We start from the raw sequence: 15,565 nt of genomic DNA, 5'->3' as shown, positions 1-15,565 counted from the left end.
GCTATTCACCATGCTGCTGATCCCCGCCATCGATCTCAAAGACGGACGCTGCGTGCGCCTACGCCAGGGAGACCTCGACGAGGCAACGGTATTCTCTGAAGAACCCGCCACCATGGCGTCACACTGGCTCGACCTGGGCGCACGACGCCTGCATCTGGTTGATCTGAATGGCGCCGTCGCGGGTGTACCCAAAAACAACGCCTCCATCAAGGCCATCCTGCAAGCCATCGGCGACGAAATTCCGGTGCAGATCGGCGGAGGTATCCGCGACCTCGACACCATTGAGGCCTATCTGGATGCCGGTATTTCGTACGTCATCATCGGCACCGCCGCCGTGAAAAACCCGGGCTTCTTGCAAGATGCCTGCGGAGCGTTCCCAGGCCAGATCATCGTGGGGCTTGACGCGCGCGACGGCAAAATCGCCACGGACGGCTGGAGCAAGCTCACCCGTCACGACGTCCTGGACTTGGCCAAGAAGTTCGAAGACTACGGCTGCGACTCCATCATCTACACCGACATCAGCCGCGATGGCATGTTGTCAGGCGTCAACATTGATGCGACCGTCAAGCTTGCCCAACACGTGCGCGTCCCCGTCTTCGCCTCGGGCGGTATTGCCGGCATGCAGGACATCGAAGCCCTATGCGCCGTCGCCGACGAAGGCGTCGAAGGCGCGATCCTCGGCCGCAGCATCTACGAGGGTACGCTCGACTTCCAGGCTGCCCAGGACCGCGCCGACGAACTGAACCCATGAACACCCAGACGACCACGACGGCAATACCGCCCGGCGTATCAACCGGGCTGACTCGCCGCATCATCCCTTGCCTGGATGTCACGGCAGGGCGCGTCGTCAAAGGGGTCAATTTCGTCAATCTGACGGATGCGGGCGATCCTGTCGAAATCGCTCGACGTTACGACGAGCAGGGCGCGGACGAACTCACATTCCTGGACATCACCGCCACCAGTGACGGCCGCGATCTAATCCTGCCGATCATTGAGCAGGTCGCCTCGCAGGTCTTTATCCCCCTGACCGTGGGCGGCGGGGTCCGCCAAGTCTCGGACGTACAACGCCTGCTTAACGCCGGCGCCGACAAGATCAGCATCAACAGCGCCGCCGTCGCCAATCCTGAGCTGGTCCGCGCCGCAGCGAGCTACCACGGCTCGCAATGCATTGTGGTGGCCATCGACGCCCGACGCGTTTCTGCCCCAGGGGAGCCGGCACGCTGGGAGGTCTTTACCCACGGTGGCCGCAAACCCACGGGCCTGGACGCCATACAATGGGCGAGCCAGATGGCCGGATATGGAGCGGGTGAGATCCTGCTGACCAGCATGGACCGAGACGGTACCAAATCCGGCTTCGATATCGAACTCACCCGTGCGGTATCGGACGCCGTACCGGTGCCCGTGATCGCCTCGGGTGGCGTAGGCAGCCTGCAACATCTGGCCGACGGCGTCACCGCCGGACGCGCCAACGCTGTACTGGCGGCCAGCATATTCCACTTTGGCCAACACACGGTGCGCGAGTGCAAAGCCTTTATGGCAGAACAAGGCATCGCTGTCAGACTGGATTAGACTGCATTTATGAATACCGATCCCGCCTGGATGGCCGACGTCGTTTTTGACGACAACGGCCTGATTCCCGCCATCGCACAAGACGCCGAAAACGGCCAGATCTTGATGGTGGCCTGGATGAACCGCGACGCGCTGGCCGAAACCGCTGCCACCGGACGCGCGGTCTACTGGTCTCGTTCGCGCCAGCGCCTGTGGCGCAAAGGCGAAGAATCCGGGCATACCCAGACCGTGCACGACCTGCGCCTGGACTGTGATGGCGACGTCATCCTGCTCAAAGTGCACCAAGAGGGCGGCATCGCCTGCCACACCGGCCGCGCCAGTTGCTTCTTTCGCCACCTCGAAGGGCCGGCGGACAGCGCATCCTGGGTCACCGTCGACCCCGTCCTGAAAGATCCGGAACACATTTACAAATGAGCAATCCCTTGTCCGGCAATGACATGCTGGCGCGCATCGCCGACACGCTGGCCACGCGTCGCCCCGAAAACGGCGGCGATCCACAGACGTCGTACGTCGCCAAGCTGCTGGCCAAAGGCCCCGACGCTTTTCTCAAGAAAATCGGCGAGGAAGCTACTGAATTGGTCATGGCCGCCAAAGACGGCGACCCTGAACGCATCGTCAGCGAAACGGCTGATTTATGGTTTCATTGCCTCGTCACGTTGACTCACTACAATCTGCGGCCCGAAGACGTGCTGGCCGAGCTGGCACGCCGGGAAGGCCTGTCTGGCCTCGAAGAAAAAGCACGGCGCCCTGCGTCCTGAGTACGGAATCAACATGAGCCATAACTGTATTTTCTGCAAGATCGCCCGCGGCGAAATCCCCTCGAAAAAGATCTTCGAGGATGAGGAGTTCGTCGCGTTCCACGACATTAATCCGGCCGCCCCGGTACATCTACTGCTGATTCCGCGACAGCACATTGTTTCGCTGCAAGACGTCGGCCCCGACGATGCGGGCTGGTTAGGTAGAATGACAATATTGGCGTCCCGCCTGGCGGCGGAAAACGGCTGCCGACCAGGCCCCGATGGGGGTTTCCGCCTGGTTGCCAACGCCGGCGTCGACGGCGGCCAAGAAGTCTCGCATTTGCATTTCCACATTATCGGCGGTCCGCGTCCCTGGAAAGGGCGCGTGGCTCCCAACGCATAACCCCGGAGAACCGTCATCATGGGTAGCTTTAGCATTTGGCATTGGTTGATCGTTCTGGTCATCGTAGCCCTCGTATTTGGTACCAAGAAACTGCGCAACATCGGTGGGGATCTTGGCGGCGCTGTCAAAGGCTTCAAAGAAGGCATGAAAGAAGCCAAAAGCGATGAACCTGAGCAGGTCTCGCAACAAAAAGTCGCCGACGACACTATCGACGTCCAGGCCAAAGAAAAAACCAACTCCTAATCTACGTGGCGCGGGTGTGATCCCCCAGGCAACGTCTCACGACGTTGCTTGGCCGCGTTTCCCGTTATCTCTTTGTTTTTAAGCGAGCAGATGTCGCATGTTTGATGTCAGTTTCACTGAACTGATGGTGATTGGCGTCATTGCGCTGATTGTCATCGGGCCCGAACGGCTGCCTAAAGTGGCACGTACCGTTGGACACCTGCTCGGCCGCGCTCAACGCTATGTCAATGATGTAAAAAGCGACATCAAGCGCGAGGTTGAGCTCGACGAACTACGCAGTTTCAAGAAAGAAATGGATGACGCTGCCAGTAGCGTCACGAGCTCGCTGCGCGACACCGAAAACTCGATACGCACCGGATTGAATGACACCGCGCAGACCGCGACCAAAGAAATCTCCGATCTGAAAAAAGAAGTGGAATCGCCCGCCGGCGTAGCGAATCCGTCCACATCAGAATCGACGTCCGCCGGTGCAACGACCGCAGCGACGGCGTCTGTCGATGTGTCGCCTGCAGGCGCTACCGCTCCTGCCGATACGGCACCTGACGCCCCGGCCGCCCCCCCTCAACCGAAAACACCCATCACACCGTGACCCAGAACGCCAAACCCGACGAGCTGGACCAGGAACAGCCGCAAGAAACCTTCATGTCCCACCTGGTCGAGCTGCGCAGCCGACTCATGAAGGCTGTCGCGGCCGTCATCGTGGTATTCGTGGTGCTGTTTATCTACCCCGGCGCCTCGGCCATCTATGACTTGTTGGCGCAGCCCATGCTGGCCTCGTTACCCGAAGGTACGCGCATGATTGCCACCGGCGTCATCACGCCGTTCATGGTGCCCGTCAAGGTCACCCTGATGGCCGCGTTTGTCGTCGCATTACCGATCGTGCTGTACCAGGCCTGGGCCTTTGTCGCGCCTGGCCTCTATCGGCACGAAAAACGCCTGGCCATGCCCCTCATCCTATCGAGCACACTGCTCTTTATCCTGGGCATGGCATTTTGCTACTTCTTTGTCTTTCGCACGGTCTTTCACTTCATTTCGACCTTTGCGCCGCAATCCATCACGCCCGCTCCCGATATCGAAGCCTATCTCAGCTTTGTCATGACGATGTTCATGGCATTCGGCATTACCTTTGAGGTCCCGGTAGCAGTCGTCTTGCTCGTCAAGACAGGCATTGTCGAACTCGACAAACTGCGCAGTGCGCGCGGCTACGTCGTCGTTGGCGCATTCGTCATCGCCGCCGTCGTCACCCCGCCCGATGTCGTCAGCCAGTTCATGCTGGCCGTACCGCTGTGCATCCTGTACGAGGTCGGCCTGCTCTGCGCGCGGGTGGTCTCGTCAGGCAGCAAAGAGACCGATACCGAAGACACGACGGGCAATCTGACTGAACGTCCCTGACAAACGGGGTCTGGGACGCGCTTGCGCGGCCCAGAAAAGGCTCTCGCCCCGTTTACCGGGGTGGCGTCGGCCGCGTCCCAACCGTGACGGTGACAGTGCGCGATTTGCCACCGCGCACAATATCCAGCGTCGCCTTTTCTCCGGGCGGCAGTGCGGCAATCAACCGCAGCATCGTCATCGTGTCCAGTACCTGAGCATCATCGACCGTCTGCACGATATCGCCGACACGCAGCCCCGCCTTGCCCGCCGGACCATTGCGCATCACGCCGGCAATCACCACACCATGCGTATCCGCCGGCAGCCCGAAAGCGCGCGCCAAATCAGGCGTAATGTCCTGGGGCTCAATCCCCAGCCAACCACGCTGCACGGCACCAGTCTTGATGATTTCTTCCATGATCTTGCGCGCGGTATCGACCGGAATCGCAAACCCGATTCCTAAAGACCCTCCTGTTTCGGAGTAAATCGCCGCATTGATGCCCACCAGGTTGCCTTGCGTATCAATCAACGCCCCGCCTGAATTGCCCGGATTGATCGCCGCATCGGTCTGGATGAAATTTTCATAGGTATTGATGCCCAGGCCATTGCGGCCCAATGCGGACACAATCCCCTGCGTGGTGGTCTGCCCCACGCCAAACGGATTGCCGATCGCCAACACCACATCACCCACGTGCAAACTGCGATCGGTGGCAAACTTTGCGACCGGCAGCGGTCGCAGACTATCGGACAGTTTCAACACGGCCAGATCCGTCTCGGGATCGGCCCCTACAACCTTTGCCGTCCCGGCACGGCCATCGGCCAGTGCCACTTCGATCGCGTCAGCGGCCTCGACCACATGGTAGTTTGTCAGGACATAACCGTCGCCGTTGACGATGACACCCGAACCCAGGCTGGTCGATGCCTGACGCCGGCTCAGGCCCGGCACCTGCCCAAACAACTGGCGCAGCGCCGGATCGTCAGGCAACGGTACGATCGGCACATTCACGTGCTTGCTGGTAAATACGTTCACTACTGACGGCGCCGCCTGTGACACGGCATAGGCATACGAGGACAAGCCACGCTCTCTGGCAGCCGATCTGTCCATATCGCGGGGCGGCTGGGTTGCCACGCCTGGTACCGGCGCGGGCGCAGGATCGGGCGACGACAGACGCAACCAATCGGGCCGCAACGTAGTCACGACGAATAAAATGGCCAGACACACCGTGACGGCCTGAGCAAATATCAGCCAATAGCGACGCATGATCCTGACAAGGTAAGACAATGAAAACGATCGACACCCGCGAACTGGCCGCTTGGTTAGACACCACGCTGCAAGCGTCGCGATTCAAAGACTACTGTCCCAACGGCCTGCAAGTCGAAGGCAAACCGCGCGTAGGCCACATTATCACCGGAGTTACCGCATCCGAAGCATTACTGCGTATCGCGATCGAGCGCGGTGCGGACGCGGTGCTCGTGCACCACGGGTGGTTCTGGAAAAACGAGGACCCTCGCGTACGGGGCCCACGCCGCACACGCCTGGCCCTCACGCTTGCGCACGACCTCAATCTGTTTGCGTACCACTTGCCGCTGGATGCACACCCTGAGTGGGGCAACAACGCCCAGCTCGCGCGCGTCCTCGGCCTGACCCCCGAACGTGATGCCGATGGCGTACCCCTCACATGCGGTTCCGGCGATCTGATCTGGCTAGGCAACGCCCCAGCGCTCGCCACATTGGGCGACCTGGCCACGCGAGTGCACGAACGCCTCGGGCGCCAACCCCTGGTCATCGGCGATGCGGATCGGCCGCTACATCGCATCGCCTGGTGCACGGGTGGTGCACAAGGCATGCTGGCCGATGCCATTGACGCGGGCGCAGATGCCTACATCACGGGCGAAGCCTCTGAACCCACCTTTCATCTCGCGCGTGAAACCGGAACCGGTTTCATCGGCGCCGGTCATCACGCCACGGAACGCTACGGCGCGCAGGCCCTGGGAGAAGCCGTGGCAAAACAATTCGGCATCCAGGTCGAATTCGTCGACATCGACAATCCGGTATAACGCCGAATTCACGCAGTACACCGCGCATCCTTGCGCGGTGTACTGCGTGAATCCCGGCCCGCCTCGCAGGGCAGGCCACCCACGGCTTACTTTCTCAGCAAGTCGCGGATTTCGCGCAACACCACCACGTCTTCAGCGGGCGCCGCCGGCGCGGCGGGAGCAACCTCTTCGTCCTTGCGACGAGCAGAGTTGATCATCTTGACGATGATGAACACCACCAATGCCAGCAAAATAAAGTTGATAAGAATCGTGACGAAGTTGCCCCAAGCCAACACATTAGCTCCCGCGGCGCTCAAATCAGCATACGTCATGGGACCGGTATAGCCCTCGGGCATGGACAATACGAGGAATTTGTTGGAAAAATCCACCTGGCCGCCGAGGATGAAATTCACCAACGGCATGATCAAGTCTTTCACCACCGAGTCCACGATCTTGCCAAATGCCGCTCCGATAATGACGCCTACCGCCAGGTCAACTGCGTTGCCTTTCACCGCGAAATCGCGGAACTCTTGAATAAAACCAGATGCCTTGCTCATAGAATTTCTCCTTACGTTCGCCCGACACCGGGCTGGCGCTATAATAAGCGGTTGCGACACTGTTACATGTTTCACAAACAGATGCTACGTACCTGATGCTATACAGGTAACGCAAGTGCATCAACGAGGATGGGAAGATGAGTCAGGATACGCTGTTGCAGGACGAAGATGGTGCGGTTGACCCCAACCTGCCACCGGATCCATCCCGCCGCTTTTGGGTCGGTACGGCCTGTGCGGTGGGCGGTGTGGCTGGTGTAGCAACCGCCATTCCATTAGTTAGTACTTTTGCCCCATCCGAGAAAGCCCGTGCTGCGGGCGCTCCTGTCGAAGTCGACATTGGCGACTTGGCTCCGGGCCAAATGCGTACGGTCGAATGGCGTGGCAAGCCCGTGTGGCTGCTGCGTCGTGATGATGCCCAGCTCACCGGCATCAAAGAACAAGACCCCTATCTCGCGGATCCCAATTCCGAACGCCCTGGTTACACGCCCGAGTACGCCAAGAACGAATACCGTTCGCGCAAGCCCGAACTGTTCGTCTGCGTCGGCATCTGTACCCATTTGGGATGCTCGCCCACTGCCCATTTCGCACCGGGCGGCGGTGGCGGCCTACCGGCGACATGGGAGGGCGGTTTCCTGTGCCCTTGCCACGGCTCCACCTTCGATCTCGCCGGTCGCGTGTACAAAAACAAACCCGCGCCCGACAACCTCGAAGTTCCGCCGTACCAATACCTGAGCGACACCCGCATCATCGTCGGGGTTGACGAAGAAAACAAAGCCTGACGCGCGCCTCGCGCCGCGTTACCCCGACTTTAGCAAGATACGCCTCGTATAGAAGGAGCCATTCATGGCTGGCGAAAAAACCGTCGAGACAACAGGACTGCTGGGCTGGCTGGACCGGCGCTTCCCGGTGACCTCCACCTGGAAAGCGCATCTGTCCGAGTACTATGCGCCCAAGAATTTTAATTTTTGGTATTTTTTTGGGTCCCTGGCCCTGCTGGTACTGGTCCTTCAGATCGTCACCGGCATCTTCCTCGTGATGCACTACAAGCCCGATGCCGAACGCGCGTTCCAGTCGGTCGAATACATCATGCGCGAAGTCCCATGGGGCTGGCTGGTGCGCTACATGCACTCCACCGGCGCTTCGATGTTCTTTGTCGTGGTCTACCTGCACATGCTGCGTGGGCTGTTCTACGGCTCCTATCGCAAGCCGCGCGAACTGGTCTGGATCTTTGGCGTCGCCATCTTCCTGTGCCTGATGGGTGAAGCATTCTTTGGCTACCTGTTGCCCTGGGGCCAGATGTCCTACTGGGGCGCACAAGTGATTGTGAACCTGTTCTCGGCCATTCCGTTCATCGGCCCTGAGCTGTCCATCTGGATTCGCGGCGACTATGTTGTCTCCGACGCCACCCTGAACCGCTTCTTCTCGTTCCACGTCATTGCCATCCCGTTGGTACTGATAGGCCTGGTCGCGGCTCACCTGGTCGCTCTGCACGAAGTCGGCTCCAACAACCCCGATGGCATCGAAGTCAAACAGGGCCCGAAAGACCGGCACGGTCGACCGAAGGACGCCATCCCGTTCCATCCGTTCTACACCGTGCACGACATCATGGGTGTGGCGGGCTTTCTGATCATCTTCGCGGCGATTGTGTTCTTTGCCCCGGAAATGGGCGGCTACTTCCTGGAATACAACAACTTCATTCCCGCCGACCCGCTCAAGACGCCTCCGCATATTGCCCCGGTCTGGTACTTCACGCCGTTCTACTCCATGCTGCGCGCCACCACGGCCGAGTTCACCTGGGTGTTGGCCGGCGCCGCCGTACTGGGCGCGATCGCACTACTGGTCAAGAGCAACCTGAAAGGTATTCTGCGTATTGCGGTACCCGCCCTGCTGATCATCGTCGCCGTCCTCCTGCGCACCATCGACGCCAAATTCTGGGGTGTCGTTGCCATGGGTGGCGCCGTCGTCATCCTGTTCTTCCTGCCTTGGCTGGATCACTCCCCGGTCAAATCGATCCGTTACCGTCCGTCGTGGCACAAGTGGTTCTATGGCATTTTCATCGTCAACTTCCTGATACTGGGCTTTCTGGGCACGCAGCCGCCCAACGACGTGTACAACCTCATGTCGCAAATCGGGACGCTGATCTATCTGGGCTTTTTCTTCCTGATGCCCATCTGGAGCCGTCTGGGGACTTTCAAACCGGTCCCGGACCGCGTGACGTTCCATGCCCACTGACCCACGAGCCAATAACGGAATGACCATGATCAAGAAGCTGATTGGTGTAGCCGCGTTAATGTTCGCGTGTACCGGCGCGTACGCCGCCGAGGGCGGCTACCCCCTGGAAACCGCGCCCGATCGCGTGAACGACGTCGCCGCTCTGCAAAACGGTGCAAAACTGTTCGTCAACTACTGTCTTAACTGCCATAGCGCCTCGTCCATGCGCTACAACAAGCTGCAAGACATCGGCCTGACCGACGAACAAATCAAGGAAAACCTGTTGTTTACGGGCGAAAAGGTCGGCGACCTGATGCACGTTGCCATGCAGCCGGAAGACGCAAAAAAATGGTTTGGCACCGTCCCGCCAGACCTGTCCGTCATCGCCCGGGCAAAATCCGTCAACGCCGGCCCCTCGGGCGCTGACTACATTTACACCTATTTGCGCACGTTCTATCGTGACACGGCACGCGCCACGGGCTGGAACAACCTGGTGTTCCCCAACGTCGGCATGCCGCACGTCCTCTGGGAGCTCCAGGGCCCTCGCGAGCTCACTACGGTCGCCATGCACGAGGTCCAAAGCAAGGACGGCGCCCATAGCTGGGAACGCATCACGACCACCTACGACGACCAGGGTTATGCCCAGGTCAAGACCGAGCCTGTCGCCGATTTTCACGGACACGCTACACTTGAGGCTAAGTTCAAGGCCCTGGATCCCGCCAAAGCAGCCGCCTACAACAATGATGTGGCCGATTTGACCGCGTTTTTGTCGTGGATGGCCGAACCGCAGCAATTGTTCCGCAAGCAGTTGGGCGTCTGGGTACTGATGTTCCTGGGTCTGTTCCTGCTGGTAGCTTGGCGCCTGAATGCCTCCTATTGGAAGCACGTACGCTAATGATCGCCCCGCCATGTGGCGGGGCAATGCAATACACTTCGGGGCCGGCAACACAATCCCGATCGGGCTGTACGCCTGTCCCACCCTGGTAATCGGGGCCAGCGTTTGCTAGATTAGCGGCGCTGGCCTTTCGCTTTTCATACAAGGACTTACCGCCATGATGGTGCTCTATTCCGGAACCACCTGCCCCTTTTCGCAACGCTGCCGCTTTGTGCTCTTTGAAAAAGGAATGGATTTCGAAATCCGCGACATCGACCTGTACAACAAACCCGAAGACATCTCGGTCATGAACCCGTATGGCCAAGTCCCCATCTTGGTCGAACGCGATCTGGTGCTGTACGAGTCCAACATCATCAACGAGTACATCGACGAGCGCTTTCCGCACCCGCAATTGATGCCGGCCGATCCGGTCATGCGCGCACGCACGCGCCTGTTCCTGTACAACTTCGAAAAAGAGCTGTTCGTGCACGTCTCCACGCTGGAAGACCGTAGCTCGAAGCCCGACGAGAAGAAGCTGGCCACCGCGCGTCAGAGCATTCGCGACCGCCTGGCGCAACTGGCCCCGCTGCTGTTGAAAAACAAGTACATGCTCGGCGACGAATTCTCGATGCTGGACGTTGCCGTGGCGCCGTTGCTGTGGCGCCTGGATCACTACGGTATCGAACTGCCCAAGAACGCCGCGCCGCTGCAAAAGTACGCCGAACGCATCTTCTCGCGCCCGGCTTACATCGAAGCACTGACGCCGTCTGAAAAAGTGATGCGTCGCTAAGGCGGGAGGATTCTGTACGATGGGTGAAACTTCCACCAAACCGTATCTGTTGCGCGCTTTGCACGAATGGTGCACCGATAACGGCTATACGCCGTATATCACCGTACAAGTCGACGAGCATACCCGGGTGCCTATGGGACATGTACACGACGGTCAGATCACGCTGAACGTCGGTACATTGGCCACCAACCAACTGGTGCTGGGCAACGAATTCATCGAATTCCAAGCCCGTTTCAACGGCATCACGGAAAACGTCTGGGTACCCGTGGCCACCGTCAGCGCCATCTATGCGCGTGAAACCGGTGCTGGCATGGGTTTTGAAGTACAACCCTACGAGGCGCCCAGTCCCACGGGCACCCCCGTGCCGGCCGAAACCGCGCATGTCGAAGCCGGCGAACCCGCGGCCGCCTCAATCGAGACGGACAACAACGGCGACGACGACGAGCCCAAGCGCCCTCATCTGACAATCGTCAAATAAGGCGCCGGATCATCACGGCAAAGCCTCTGGGATTTGCCACGGAAACCACAGGGCGGGCAACATGCTTGCCCTGAGTTTCCTATACAATGCAAACCCTTCACCCGTCATGCCCTCGCATGGCGCCGCGTCTGCCGGTGTAGCTCAGTTGGTAGAGCAGCTCACTTGTAATGAGAAGGTCGAGGGTTCGATTCCTTTCACCGGCACCAATAAAATCAAGTTCCGCATAATTACCGCCGATGGCAAAGCTGATCTGCCAGATCACGCGCAGGCTGAACAAGTCATCACGATTTTGAAGCCTAGCCGGAAGATCGCCCCGGGCAGATTGTCCAACGTGTCGAAAGATCGACAAATATTCGACACGTTTTGAGCATATGTCGATGCCGTGTACATCAAAGATCTAACTGCTCAAACAAAGCAACGACCGCCTGACGCTCAAAATGTCTGCCAGATCATGTGCAGGCTGACCAAGGTCATCACGATCTTGAAACCCAGGCGGAAGGTCGCTTCGGGCAAGTTGTCCAACATGCGGGTGCCTATCCAGGTACCTACGACGCCGCTGGCGATCATCGCCGCGATGAGCGGGGCCCATTGTGCGTATGCAAAGCCCAACGTGCCGAAGACCACGATCTTCATGCCGTGCTGAATCACCATGCATGCGGCGTGCGTGGCCACCAGCGGTTGTTTTATTAAACCGGTACGGGCCAGCAGCGCAGCCACCAGTGGGCCGGTAGCACCCACCAGCATGGTGCAGAAACTCGAGATCGCCCCGCCCACCACGAAATAGGTCTTGCCGTGTCGCTGAGCTGTGGCGCTGGGCTTTTTACGATAGATCGACCACAGAATAAACAGTGCCAACGCCCACTTGGCCAGCGCGTCCGGAATGCTGACGACCACCGACGCTCCCAACGCGACACCAACCAGGCTACCTAACGCGAACCACAACAGCAACGGGAGCACCACATGACGGCGCTGGATGATGACGCGCCCACTGTTCGATCCCATCTGAACCACGCCATGCACGGGCAGCACACTGGTGACCGGCAAACCCACGCTTAACACTGCCAACATGGCTACGCCCCCACCTAGACCCATCGCGGCTGTCAGGGCCGATGTGAGAAAGCTGGCAATGACCAAAATAGTGGCGAAAACAGAGGTGATCTCGGACGGAACGAAGGACATTGTGTTCTCGATTGAACGAAGGGCAGCAGTGTAGCGCCAAGCTGCCGCGCGATGCGTACCACACGGTCTTGAGCAACACCGAACCGCACTGAACGACGCAACTGATGTCGTGACTAATGTTGCAACCAGCGACGCTGGACGACGCGCATATAGGCGATGCCTCCCCTACGCATCGACAGCCAGCCTAAGCATCAAAGCCATACAGGCGGGCAGGATTGTCCACCAGCACTCGCTGCCTGACTTCGGCCGATGCCCAGCGTGACAACAAATTGCACAATTCTCCGTCGTCCGGCATACGTCCTTGCTCGTAATAGTTGATGTGGGGCCAATCGGTACCCCATACCACCTGCTGGTTATTAGCATTCAGTATGGCCTGCGCAAACGGGTCGACATCGTGATAGGGCGGTCCATTGCTTGTGTTGCGGTCGGCCCCCGATATTTTTGCCCACAGCGCGCCCTCGGCCAGCTGCCGACACAGGAACTGAAAGCCTGGATCGTCGACGCCTCGACTCGTATTCATGCGCCCCATATGGTCGATGACCAGCGGTAAATTCAGTGCCTTGAGCGCCGGCATCAGTGTCGGCAGATCGGGGGCGTGTACCCAGATTTGCGCATGCCAACCGCGTTCTGCCAAGCGGGGCGCCAGTGCCTGCAACACGTCGAGCCCCACGCCATTGCGATACACCGCTGCGCCATTCAGTTGATACAGATTGGCCCGCACACCGCGCACACCCGCCTCGGTGTAACGATCCAGCTCGGCGTCGCTCATGTCCGTGCGAGGCACAATCACGCCACGCAAACGCTGCGGGTATCGGGTCAGTGCGTCAAGCACGATATCGTTGACGGTGCCAGAGGCACTGCCCGTGACAAGCACGCCGCGCTCCAGCCTCAGTTCGTCCAGGTGCGCGATGAAGGCCTCAGCCGGATATGACGGCGGGGTATAACTGCGCTCCGCATCCAGCGGAAAACGATCGAAAGGTCCGAATACGTGCGCATGCGCATCGCAGCTGCCCGGAGGCGGCCTGAAATCGAGCTTCTGGTGTTCAATTCGTGCGGGTAAACAAAGCTTAGTCAAAGCGTTTCTCAGTTAGCGGCGAGTTTGCCTTGCGCATCGAGCTGACGCGCAGTTTCCAGTTCAGCTTGCAGTATTTTTTGCCATTCGGCGGGGGTCGTTTCCAGAGCAACGCTGCCCGTGTTGTGCAAGCGTTCACGCACAGCATCGGCCTGCAAAGCCTTGTTTAGTGCTGCGTTCAACTGCTGCACAATGGCGTCAGGTGTACCCGCCGGCGCCATCAGGCCGCACTGCGTCATGGAGGTCAAGCCAGCGAGCCCGGCTTCGGCGAGCGTCGGAACGTCTGGCAGGAAGCGATCGCGCTCGGCGGACAACACCGCAAGGCCGCGCAACTTACCCGCCTTGATATTGGCATAAGAGCTCGTCACCTGATCGATGATGGCGTCGATCTGCGCGCCCAGCAATGCCGCAATCGCCGGCGCCGAGCCTTTGAATGGCACCGCCGTAAAGCGACAACCCGCCGCCTCTTCCAGCTTGAGCAGGGCGATGTGGTTGGTCGTGCCCAGACCTGAATGCCCGAGCGTGACGGCGCCCTCGCTGCGCCGCGCTTCGTCGAGCAATTGCGCCATTGTCTGGAAGCGGCCCCTGGGATTGACGGCTACCACCTGAGAGGCCGAACCCAGTCCGCCCACGGCAGCAAAGCTCTTCAACGTGTAATGGGTATCGACCATGAACGGCGCCACGGTAATCGCGTTCGGCGTCGTCACCAGCAGGGTGTAGCCATCGGGCGCCGCCCGGGCCACCTGGCTAGCGCCGATCACCCCGCCCGCACCCGGCTTGTTCTCGATCACGACGGACATACCCAGCGCGGTGCCCAGCTCGGGCGCCACCGCGCGGGCCACCGTATCCAGGTTGCCACCGGGCGAAAACGGCACCACCAGCACAATGGGTTTGCCCTTCTGCAACGTCTGCGCGTGCACGCGCGTCGTGACGGCCCCCAGAATTGGCGCCATGCCGGCGATCGCGCAGAATTTTCTTCTGTCCATGCTACGTCTCCTTATTCGGTATTTTCTTTATCAGGTTGGAGCACGCTCCGCTGGCCCTCGAGCCGGCTGGCTCTTTTTTAGGATAAATAGTCGGACCGCCCAGCGGTAGTTGCCGATGGCGCAAGAGGTATTCATCATTCGTGAAGCATGCGGCGACGTCACGACATATCAGGACCACCCCAGGCGACATGTCAGTGCAGCGGCCGATTCGCGCAGCAACGCGATCCAGGCCGGCAGCTTGGCCGCATCGAAGCGGAAATCGGGCACCGTAAGCGTCAAATTCCCCCGGACCTGTCCCTGGTTGTCAAAAAAGGGTACGGAGACACCATGCGCCTCGGGTGCGCGTTCGGCATAACTGACCGCATAGCCCTGCTGCCGTATCTGTGCCAGCGCGGCGCTCAACTCGTCGGCGCTCAATGGCCGGCCATTGAGCGGTGAAGGCTCGGCGCGACGAATAACTTCGTCGATTTCCTGCGGAGAAAGAAACGCCAGCAGGGAACGCGCGGTAGCTCCCCAACTGAGCGGCTGCAAACGGTTGAGCTGAATGGTGTAGCGCAAAGGGTGCGCAGGTGAGGCTGACAGCGAGAAGTACATCTGTAGCTCGCCGCGATCAAGCAGCGTCAGCAAGACCGTTTCGTCGGTACGGTCACGTACGTCGCGCAAGATGGGTTCGGCCAACTGGTTCAGCGGCATTTCCGACGCCAATTTCCCCGCCAGCCGGTACAGCGCCAGACCGGGCTGATACAGGCCGTCGGTGTCTTGCATCACGAAATTCAGCGGCTTGCACAGACCCAACAAGCGATGCATGGTGGCCTTGGGTAAATTCAGCGCCTTGGCCAGGTCATTGAGACCCCAACGCTCTTGTTCGGCAAAACAACTCAACAGACGCAGCGTGCGATTGACGGTACCGCTGTCGCCACTGCGCGCGAACGCCGCGGGCGAGTCCGATGATGGAATGACCCTCTTGTCGGTCTTGGGCGAATGGGATACCATGGTTTCACTCATCGATATATAGTTCCGATTAACGGAACTATAACACTCAATTCCCCACCATGCAATCC

General features: G+C 59.6%; 20 protein-coding genes and 1 tRNA gene. 15 read left to right on the top strand and 6 right to left on the bottom strand.

All coding sequences use genetic code 11. The features are described 5' to 3' along the window. Positions 1 to 10 precede the first annotated feature (10 nt). The 8 genes from hisA to tatC all read left to right on the top strand — a co-directional run bounded on the left by hisA (position 11) and on the right by tatC (position 4,344). Positions 11 to 751, top strand: a complete 741-nt coding sequence (hisA, locus tag ACYVDM_RS18010) for a 1-(5-phosphoribosyl)-5-[(5-phosphoribosylamino)methylideneamino]imidazole-4-carboxamide isomerase (RefSeq protein ID WP_415787356.1) — start codon at positions 11 to 13, stop codon at positions 749 to 751. Next, on the top strand, positions 748 to 1,569 hold the full coding sequence (gene hisF / locus ACYVDM_RS18005) for an imidazole glycerol phosphate synthase subunit HisF (RefSeq protein ID WP_415787353.1): 822 nt from the start codon (positions 748 to 750) through the stop codon (positions 1,567 to 1,569). The genes hisA and hisF overlap by 4 nt, the downstream gene beginning before the upstream one ends. Positions 1,570 to 1,578: 9 nt before the next feature. After that, positions 1,579 to 1,983, top strand: a complete 405-nt coding sequence (gene hisI, locus ACYVDM_RS18000; protein ID WP_415787351.1) for a phosphoribosyl-AMP cyclohydrolase — start codon at positions 1,579 to 1,581, stop codon at positions 1,981 to 1,983. Beyond that, positions 1,980 to 2,327, top strand: a complete 348-nt coding sequence (locus ACYVDM_RS17995; protein ID WP_415787349.1) for a phosphoribosyl-ATP diphosphatase — start codon at positions 1,980 to 1,982, stop codon at positions 2,325 to 2,327. The genes hisI and ACYVDM_RS17995 overlap by 4 nt, the downstream gene beginning before the upstream one ends. 13 nt (positions 2,328 to 2,340) lie before the next feature. Further along, positions 2,341 to 2,709 (top strand): histidine triad nucleotide-binding protein, encoded by a 369-nt coding sequence (locus ACYVDM_RS17990; protein ID WP_415787347.1) that lies wholly within the window; start codon positions 2,341 to 2,343, stop codon positions 2,707 to 2,709. Positions 2,710 to 2,727: 18 nt separating this feature from the next. Then, complete coding sequence (gene tatA, locus ACYVDM_RS17985) at positions 2,728 to 2,952, top strand: Sec-independent protein translocase subunit TatA (RefSeq protein ID WP_415787345.1); 225 nt, start codon at positions 2,728 to 2,730, stop codon at positions 2,950 to 2,952. Between the two features lie 97 nt (positions 2,953 to 3,049). Continuing rightward, positions 3,050 to 3,541, top strand: coding sequence for a Sec-independent protein translocase protein TatB (tatB, locus tag ACYVDM_RS17980; RefSeq protein WP_415787343.1), 492 nt, complete (start codon positions 3,050 to 3,052; stop codon positions 3,539 to 3,541). Between the two features lie 53 nt (positions 3,542 to 3,594). After that, entirely contained in the window at positions 3,595 to 4,344 is a 750-nt protein-coding gene (tatC, locus tag ACYVDM_RS17975) for a twin-arginine translocase subunit TatC (RefSeq protein ID WP_415788836.1), read from the top strand. 52 nt (positions 4,345 to 4,396) lie between these two features. Here the strand turns inward: tatC and ACYVDM_RS17970 are convergent, their stop codons facing one another. Further along, the gene (locus tag ACYVDM_RS17970; protein ID WP_415787341.1) at positions 4,397 to 5,581 is read right to left on the bottom strand and encodes a trypsin-like peptidase domain-containing protein; all 1,185 of its coding nucleotides are present in this window, start codon (positions 5,579 to 5,581) and stop codon (positions 4,397 to 4,399) included. Positions 5,582 to 5,601: 20 nt separating this feature from the next. On the opposite strand from ACYVDM_RS17970, the gene ACYVDM_RS17965 reads away from it, so the two are divergent. Further along, positions 5,602 to 6,378 carry a Nif3-like dinuclear metal center hexameric protein gene (locus tag ACYVDM_RS17965; RefSeq protein ID WP_415787340.1) on the top strand — a complete coding sequence of 259 codons (777 nt, stop codon included), beginning with the start codon at positions 5,602 to 5,604 and terminating at the stop codon, positions 6,376 to 6,378. Between the two features lie 86 nt (positions 6,379 to 6,464). On the opposite strand, the gene mscL is transcribed toward ACYVDM_RS17965, so the two are convergent. Beyond that, entirely contained in the window at positions 6,465 to 6,914 is a 450-nt protein-coding gene (gene mscL / locus ACYVDM_RS17960; RefSeq protein WP_415787338.1) for a large conductance mechanosensitive channel protein MscL, read from the bottom strand. Positions 6,915 to 7,051: 137 nt separating this feature from the next. Between mscL and petA the strand changes: the two genes are divergently transcribed. The 6 genes from petA to ACYVDM_RS17930 all read left to right on the top strand — a co-directional run bounded on the left by petA (position 7,052) and on the right by ACYVDM_RS17930 (position 11,473). Next, positions 7,052 to 7,693: a ubiquinol-cytochrome c reductase iron-sulfur subunit gene (gene petA / locus ACYVDM_RS17955; protein ID WP_415787336.1), complete on the top strand. Its 642-nt coding sequence runs from the start codon at positions 7,052 to 7,054 to the stop codon at positions 7,691 to 7,693. A 64-nt stretch (positions 7,694 to 7,757) separates the two neighbouring features. Beyond that, on the top strand, positions 7,758 to 9,146 hold the full coding sequence (locus ACYVDM_RS17950) for a cytochrome b (protein WP_415787334.1): 1,389 nt from the start codon (positions 7,758 to 7,760) through the stop codon (positions 9,144 to 9,146). 19 nt (positions 9,147 to 9,165) lie between these two features. Beyond that, positions 9,166 to 10,020, top strand: coding sequence for a cytochrome c1 (locus ACYVDM_RS17945; RefSeq protein ID WP_415788834.1), 855 nt, complete (start codon positions 9,166 to 9,168; stop codon positions 10,018 to 10,020). 157 nt (positions 10,021 to 10,177) lie between these two features. Beyond that, positions 10,178 to 10,789 (top strand): glutathione S-transferase N-terminal domain-containing protein, encoded by a 612-nt coding sequence (locus tag ACYVDM_RS17940; RefSeq protein WP_415787332.1) that lies wholly within the window; start codon positions 10,178 to 10,180, stop codon positions 10,787 to 10,789. A 19-nt stretch (positions 10,790 to 10,808) separates the two neighbouring features. Beyond that, positions 10,809 to 11,267, top strand: coding sequence for a ClpXP protease specificity-enhancing factor (locus ACYVDM_RS17935; protein WP_415787330.1), 459 nt, complete (start codon positions 10,809 to 10,811; stop codon positions 11,265 to 11,267). A 130-nt stretch (positions 11,268 to 11,397) separates the two neighbouring features. Next, positions 11,398 to 11,473: transfer RNA gene (locus ACYVDM_RS17930), tRNA-Thr, on the top strand. Positions 11,474 to 11,699: 226 nt separating this feature from the next. On the opposite strand, the gene ACYVDM_RS17925 is transcribed toward ACYVDM_RS17930, so the two are convergent. From ACYVDM_RS17925 to ACYVDM_RS17910, 4 genes are all read right to left on the bottom strand, one after another. Beyond that, entirely contained in the window at positions 11,700 to 12,446 is a 747-nt protein-coding gene (locus ACYVDM_RS17925; protein WP_415787328.1) for a sulfite exporter TauE/SafE family protein, read from the bottom strand. A gap of 184 nt (positions 12,447 to 12,630) precedes the next feature. Next, complete coding sequence (locus ACYVDM_RS17920; protein ID WP_415787326.1) at positions 12,631 to 13,521, bottom strand: amidohydrolase family protein; 891 nt, start codon at positions 13,519 to 13,521, stop codon at positions 12,631 to 12,633. 8 nt (positions 13,522 to 13,529) lie between these two features. Continuing rightward, a complete protein-coding gene (locus tag ACYVDM_RS17915) occupies positions 13,530 to 14,504 on the bottom strand; it encodes a tripartite tricarboxylate transporter substrate binding protein (protein WP_415787324.1) in 975 nt (324 codons plus the stop codon). A 168-nt stretch (positions 14,505 to 14,672) separates the two neighbouring features. Further along, complete coding sequence (locus tag ACYVDM_RS17910) at positions 14,673 to 15,509, bottom strand: IclR family transcriptional regulator (protein ID WP_415787322.1); 837 nt, start codon at positions 15,507 to 15,509, stop codon at positions 14,673 to 14,675. Positions 15,510 to 15,565: the final 56 nt, after the last annotated feature.

This window comes from Bordetella tumulicola (assembly GCF_054779135.1).
This window is presented reverse-complemented; position numbering and strand designations above follow the sequence as displayed.

Excerpts from the sequence above, each read along its gene's own strand:
- ACYVDM_RS17910 (WP_415787322.1), bottom strand. The coding sequence starts at position 15,509 with ATGAGTGAAACCATGGTATCCCATTCGCCCAAGACCGACAAGAGGGTC.
- ACYVDM_RS17950 (WP_415787334.1), top strand. The coding sequence starts at position 7,758 with ATGGCTGGCGAAAAAACCGTCGAGACAACAGGACTGCTGGGCTGGCTG.
- ACYVDM_RS17965 (WP_415787340.1), top strand. The coding sequence starts at position 5,602 with ATGAAAACGATCGACACCCGCGAACTGGCCGCTTGGTTAGACACCACG.
- tatC (WP_415788836.1), top strand. The coding sequence starts at position 3,595 with ATGTCCCACCTGGTCGAGCTGCGCAGCCGACTCATGAAGGCTGTCGCG.
- ACYVDM_RS17935 (WP_415787330.1), top strand. The coding sequence starts at position 10,809 with ATGGGTGAAACTTCCACCAAACCGTATCTGTTGCGCGCTTTGCACGAA.
- hisA (WP_415787356.1), top strand. The coding sequence starts at position 11 with ATGCTGCTGATCCCCGCCATCGATCTCAAAGACGGACGCTGCGTGCGC.
- tatA (WP_415787345.1), top strand. The coding sequence starts at position 2,728 with ATGGGTAGCTTTAGCATTTGGCATTGGTTGATCGTTCTGGTCATCGTA.
- hisI (WP_415787351.1), top strand. The coding sequence starts at position 1,579 with ATGAATACCGATCCCGCCTGGATGGCCGACGTCGTTTTTGACGACAAC.
- mscL (WP_415787338.1), bottom strand. The coding sequence starts at position 6,914 with ATGAGCAAGGCATCTGGTTTTATTCAAGAGTTCCGCGATTTCGCGGTG.
- ACYVDM_RS17970 (WP_415787341.1), bottom strand. The coding sequence starts at position 5,581 with ATGCGTCGCTATTGGCTGATATTTGCTCAGGCCGTCACGGTGTGTCTG.
- ACYVDM_RS17995 (WP_415787349.1), top strand. The coding sequence starts at position 1,980 with ATGAGCAATCCCTTGTCCGGCAATGACATGCTGGCGCGCATCGCCGAC.
- ACYVDM_RS17945 (WP_415788834.1), top strand. The coding sequence starts at position 9,166 with ATGACCATGATCAAGAAGCTGATTGGTGTAGCCGCGTTAATGTTCGCG.
- tatB (WP_415787343.1), top strand. The coding sequence starts at position 3,050 with ATGTTTGATGTCAGTTTCACTGAACTGATGGTGATTGGCGTCATTGCG.
- petA (WP_415787336.1), top strand. The coding sequence starts at position 7,052 with ATGAGTCAGGATACGCTGTTGCAGGACGAAGATGGTGCGGTTGACCCC.
- ACYVDM_RS17940 (WP_415787332.1), top strand. The coding sequence starts at position 10,178 with ATGATGGTGCTCTATTCCGGAACCACCTGCCCCTTTTCGCAACGCTGC.
- ACYVDM_RS17990 (WP_415787347.1), top strand. The coding sequence starts at position 2,341 with ATGAGCCATAACTGTATTTTCTGCAAGATCGCCCGCGGCGAAATCCCC.
- hisF (WP_415787353.1), top strand. The coding sequence starts at position 748 with ATGAACACCCAGACGACCACGACGGCAATACCGCCCGGCGTATCAACC.
- ACYVDM_RS17915 (WP_415787324.1), bottom strand. The coding sequence starts at position 14,504 with ATGGACAGAAGAAAATTCTGCGCGATCGCCGGCATGGCGCCAATTCTG.
- ACYVDM_RS17925 (WP_415787328.1), bottom strand. The coding sequence starts at position 12,446 with ATGTCCTTCGTTCCGTCCGAGATCACCTCTGTTTTCGCCACTATTTTG.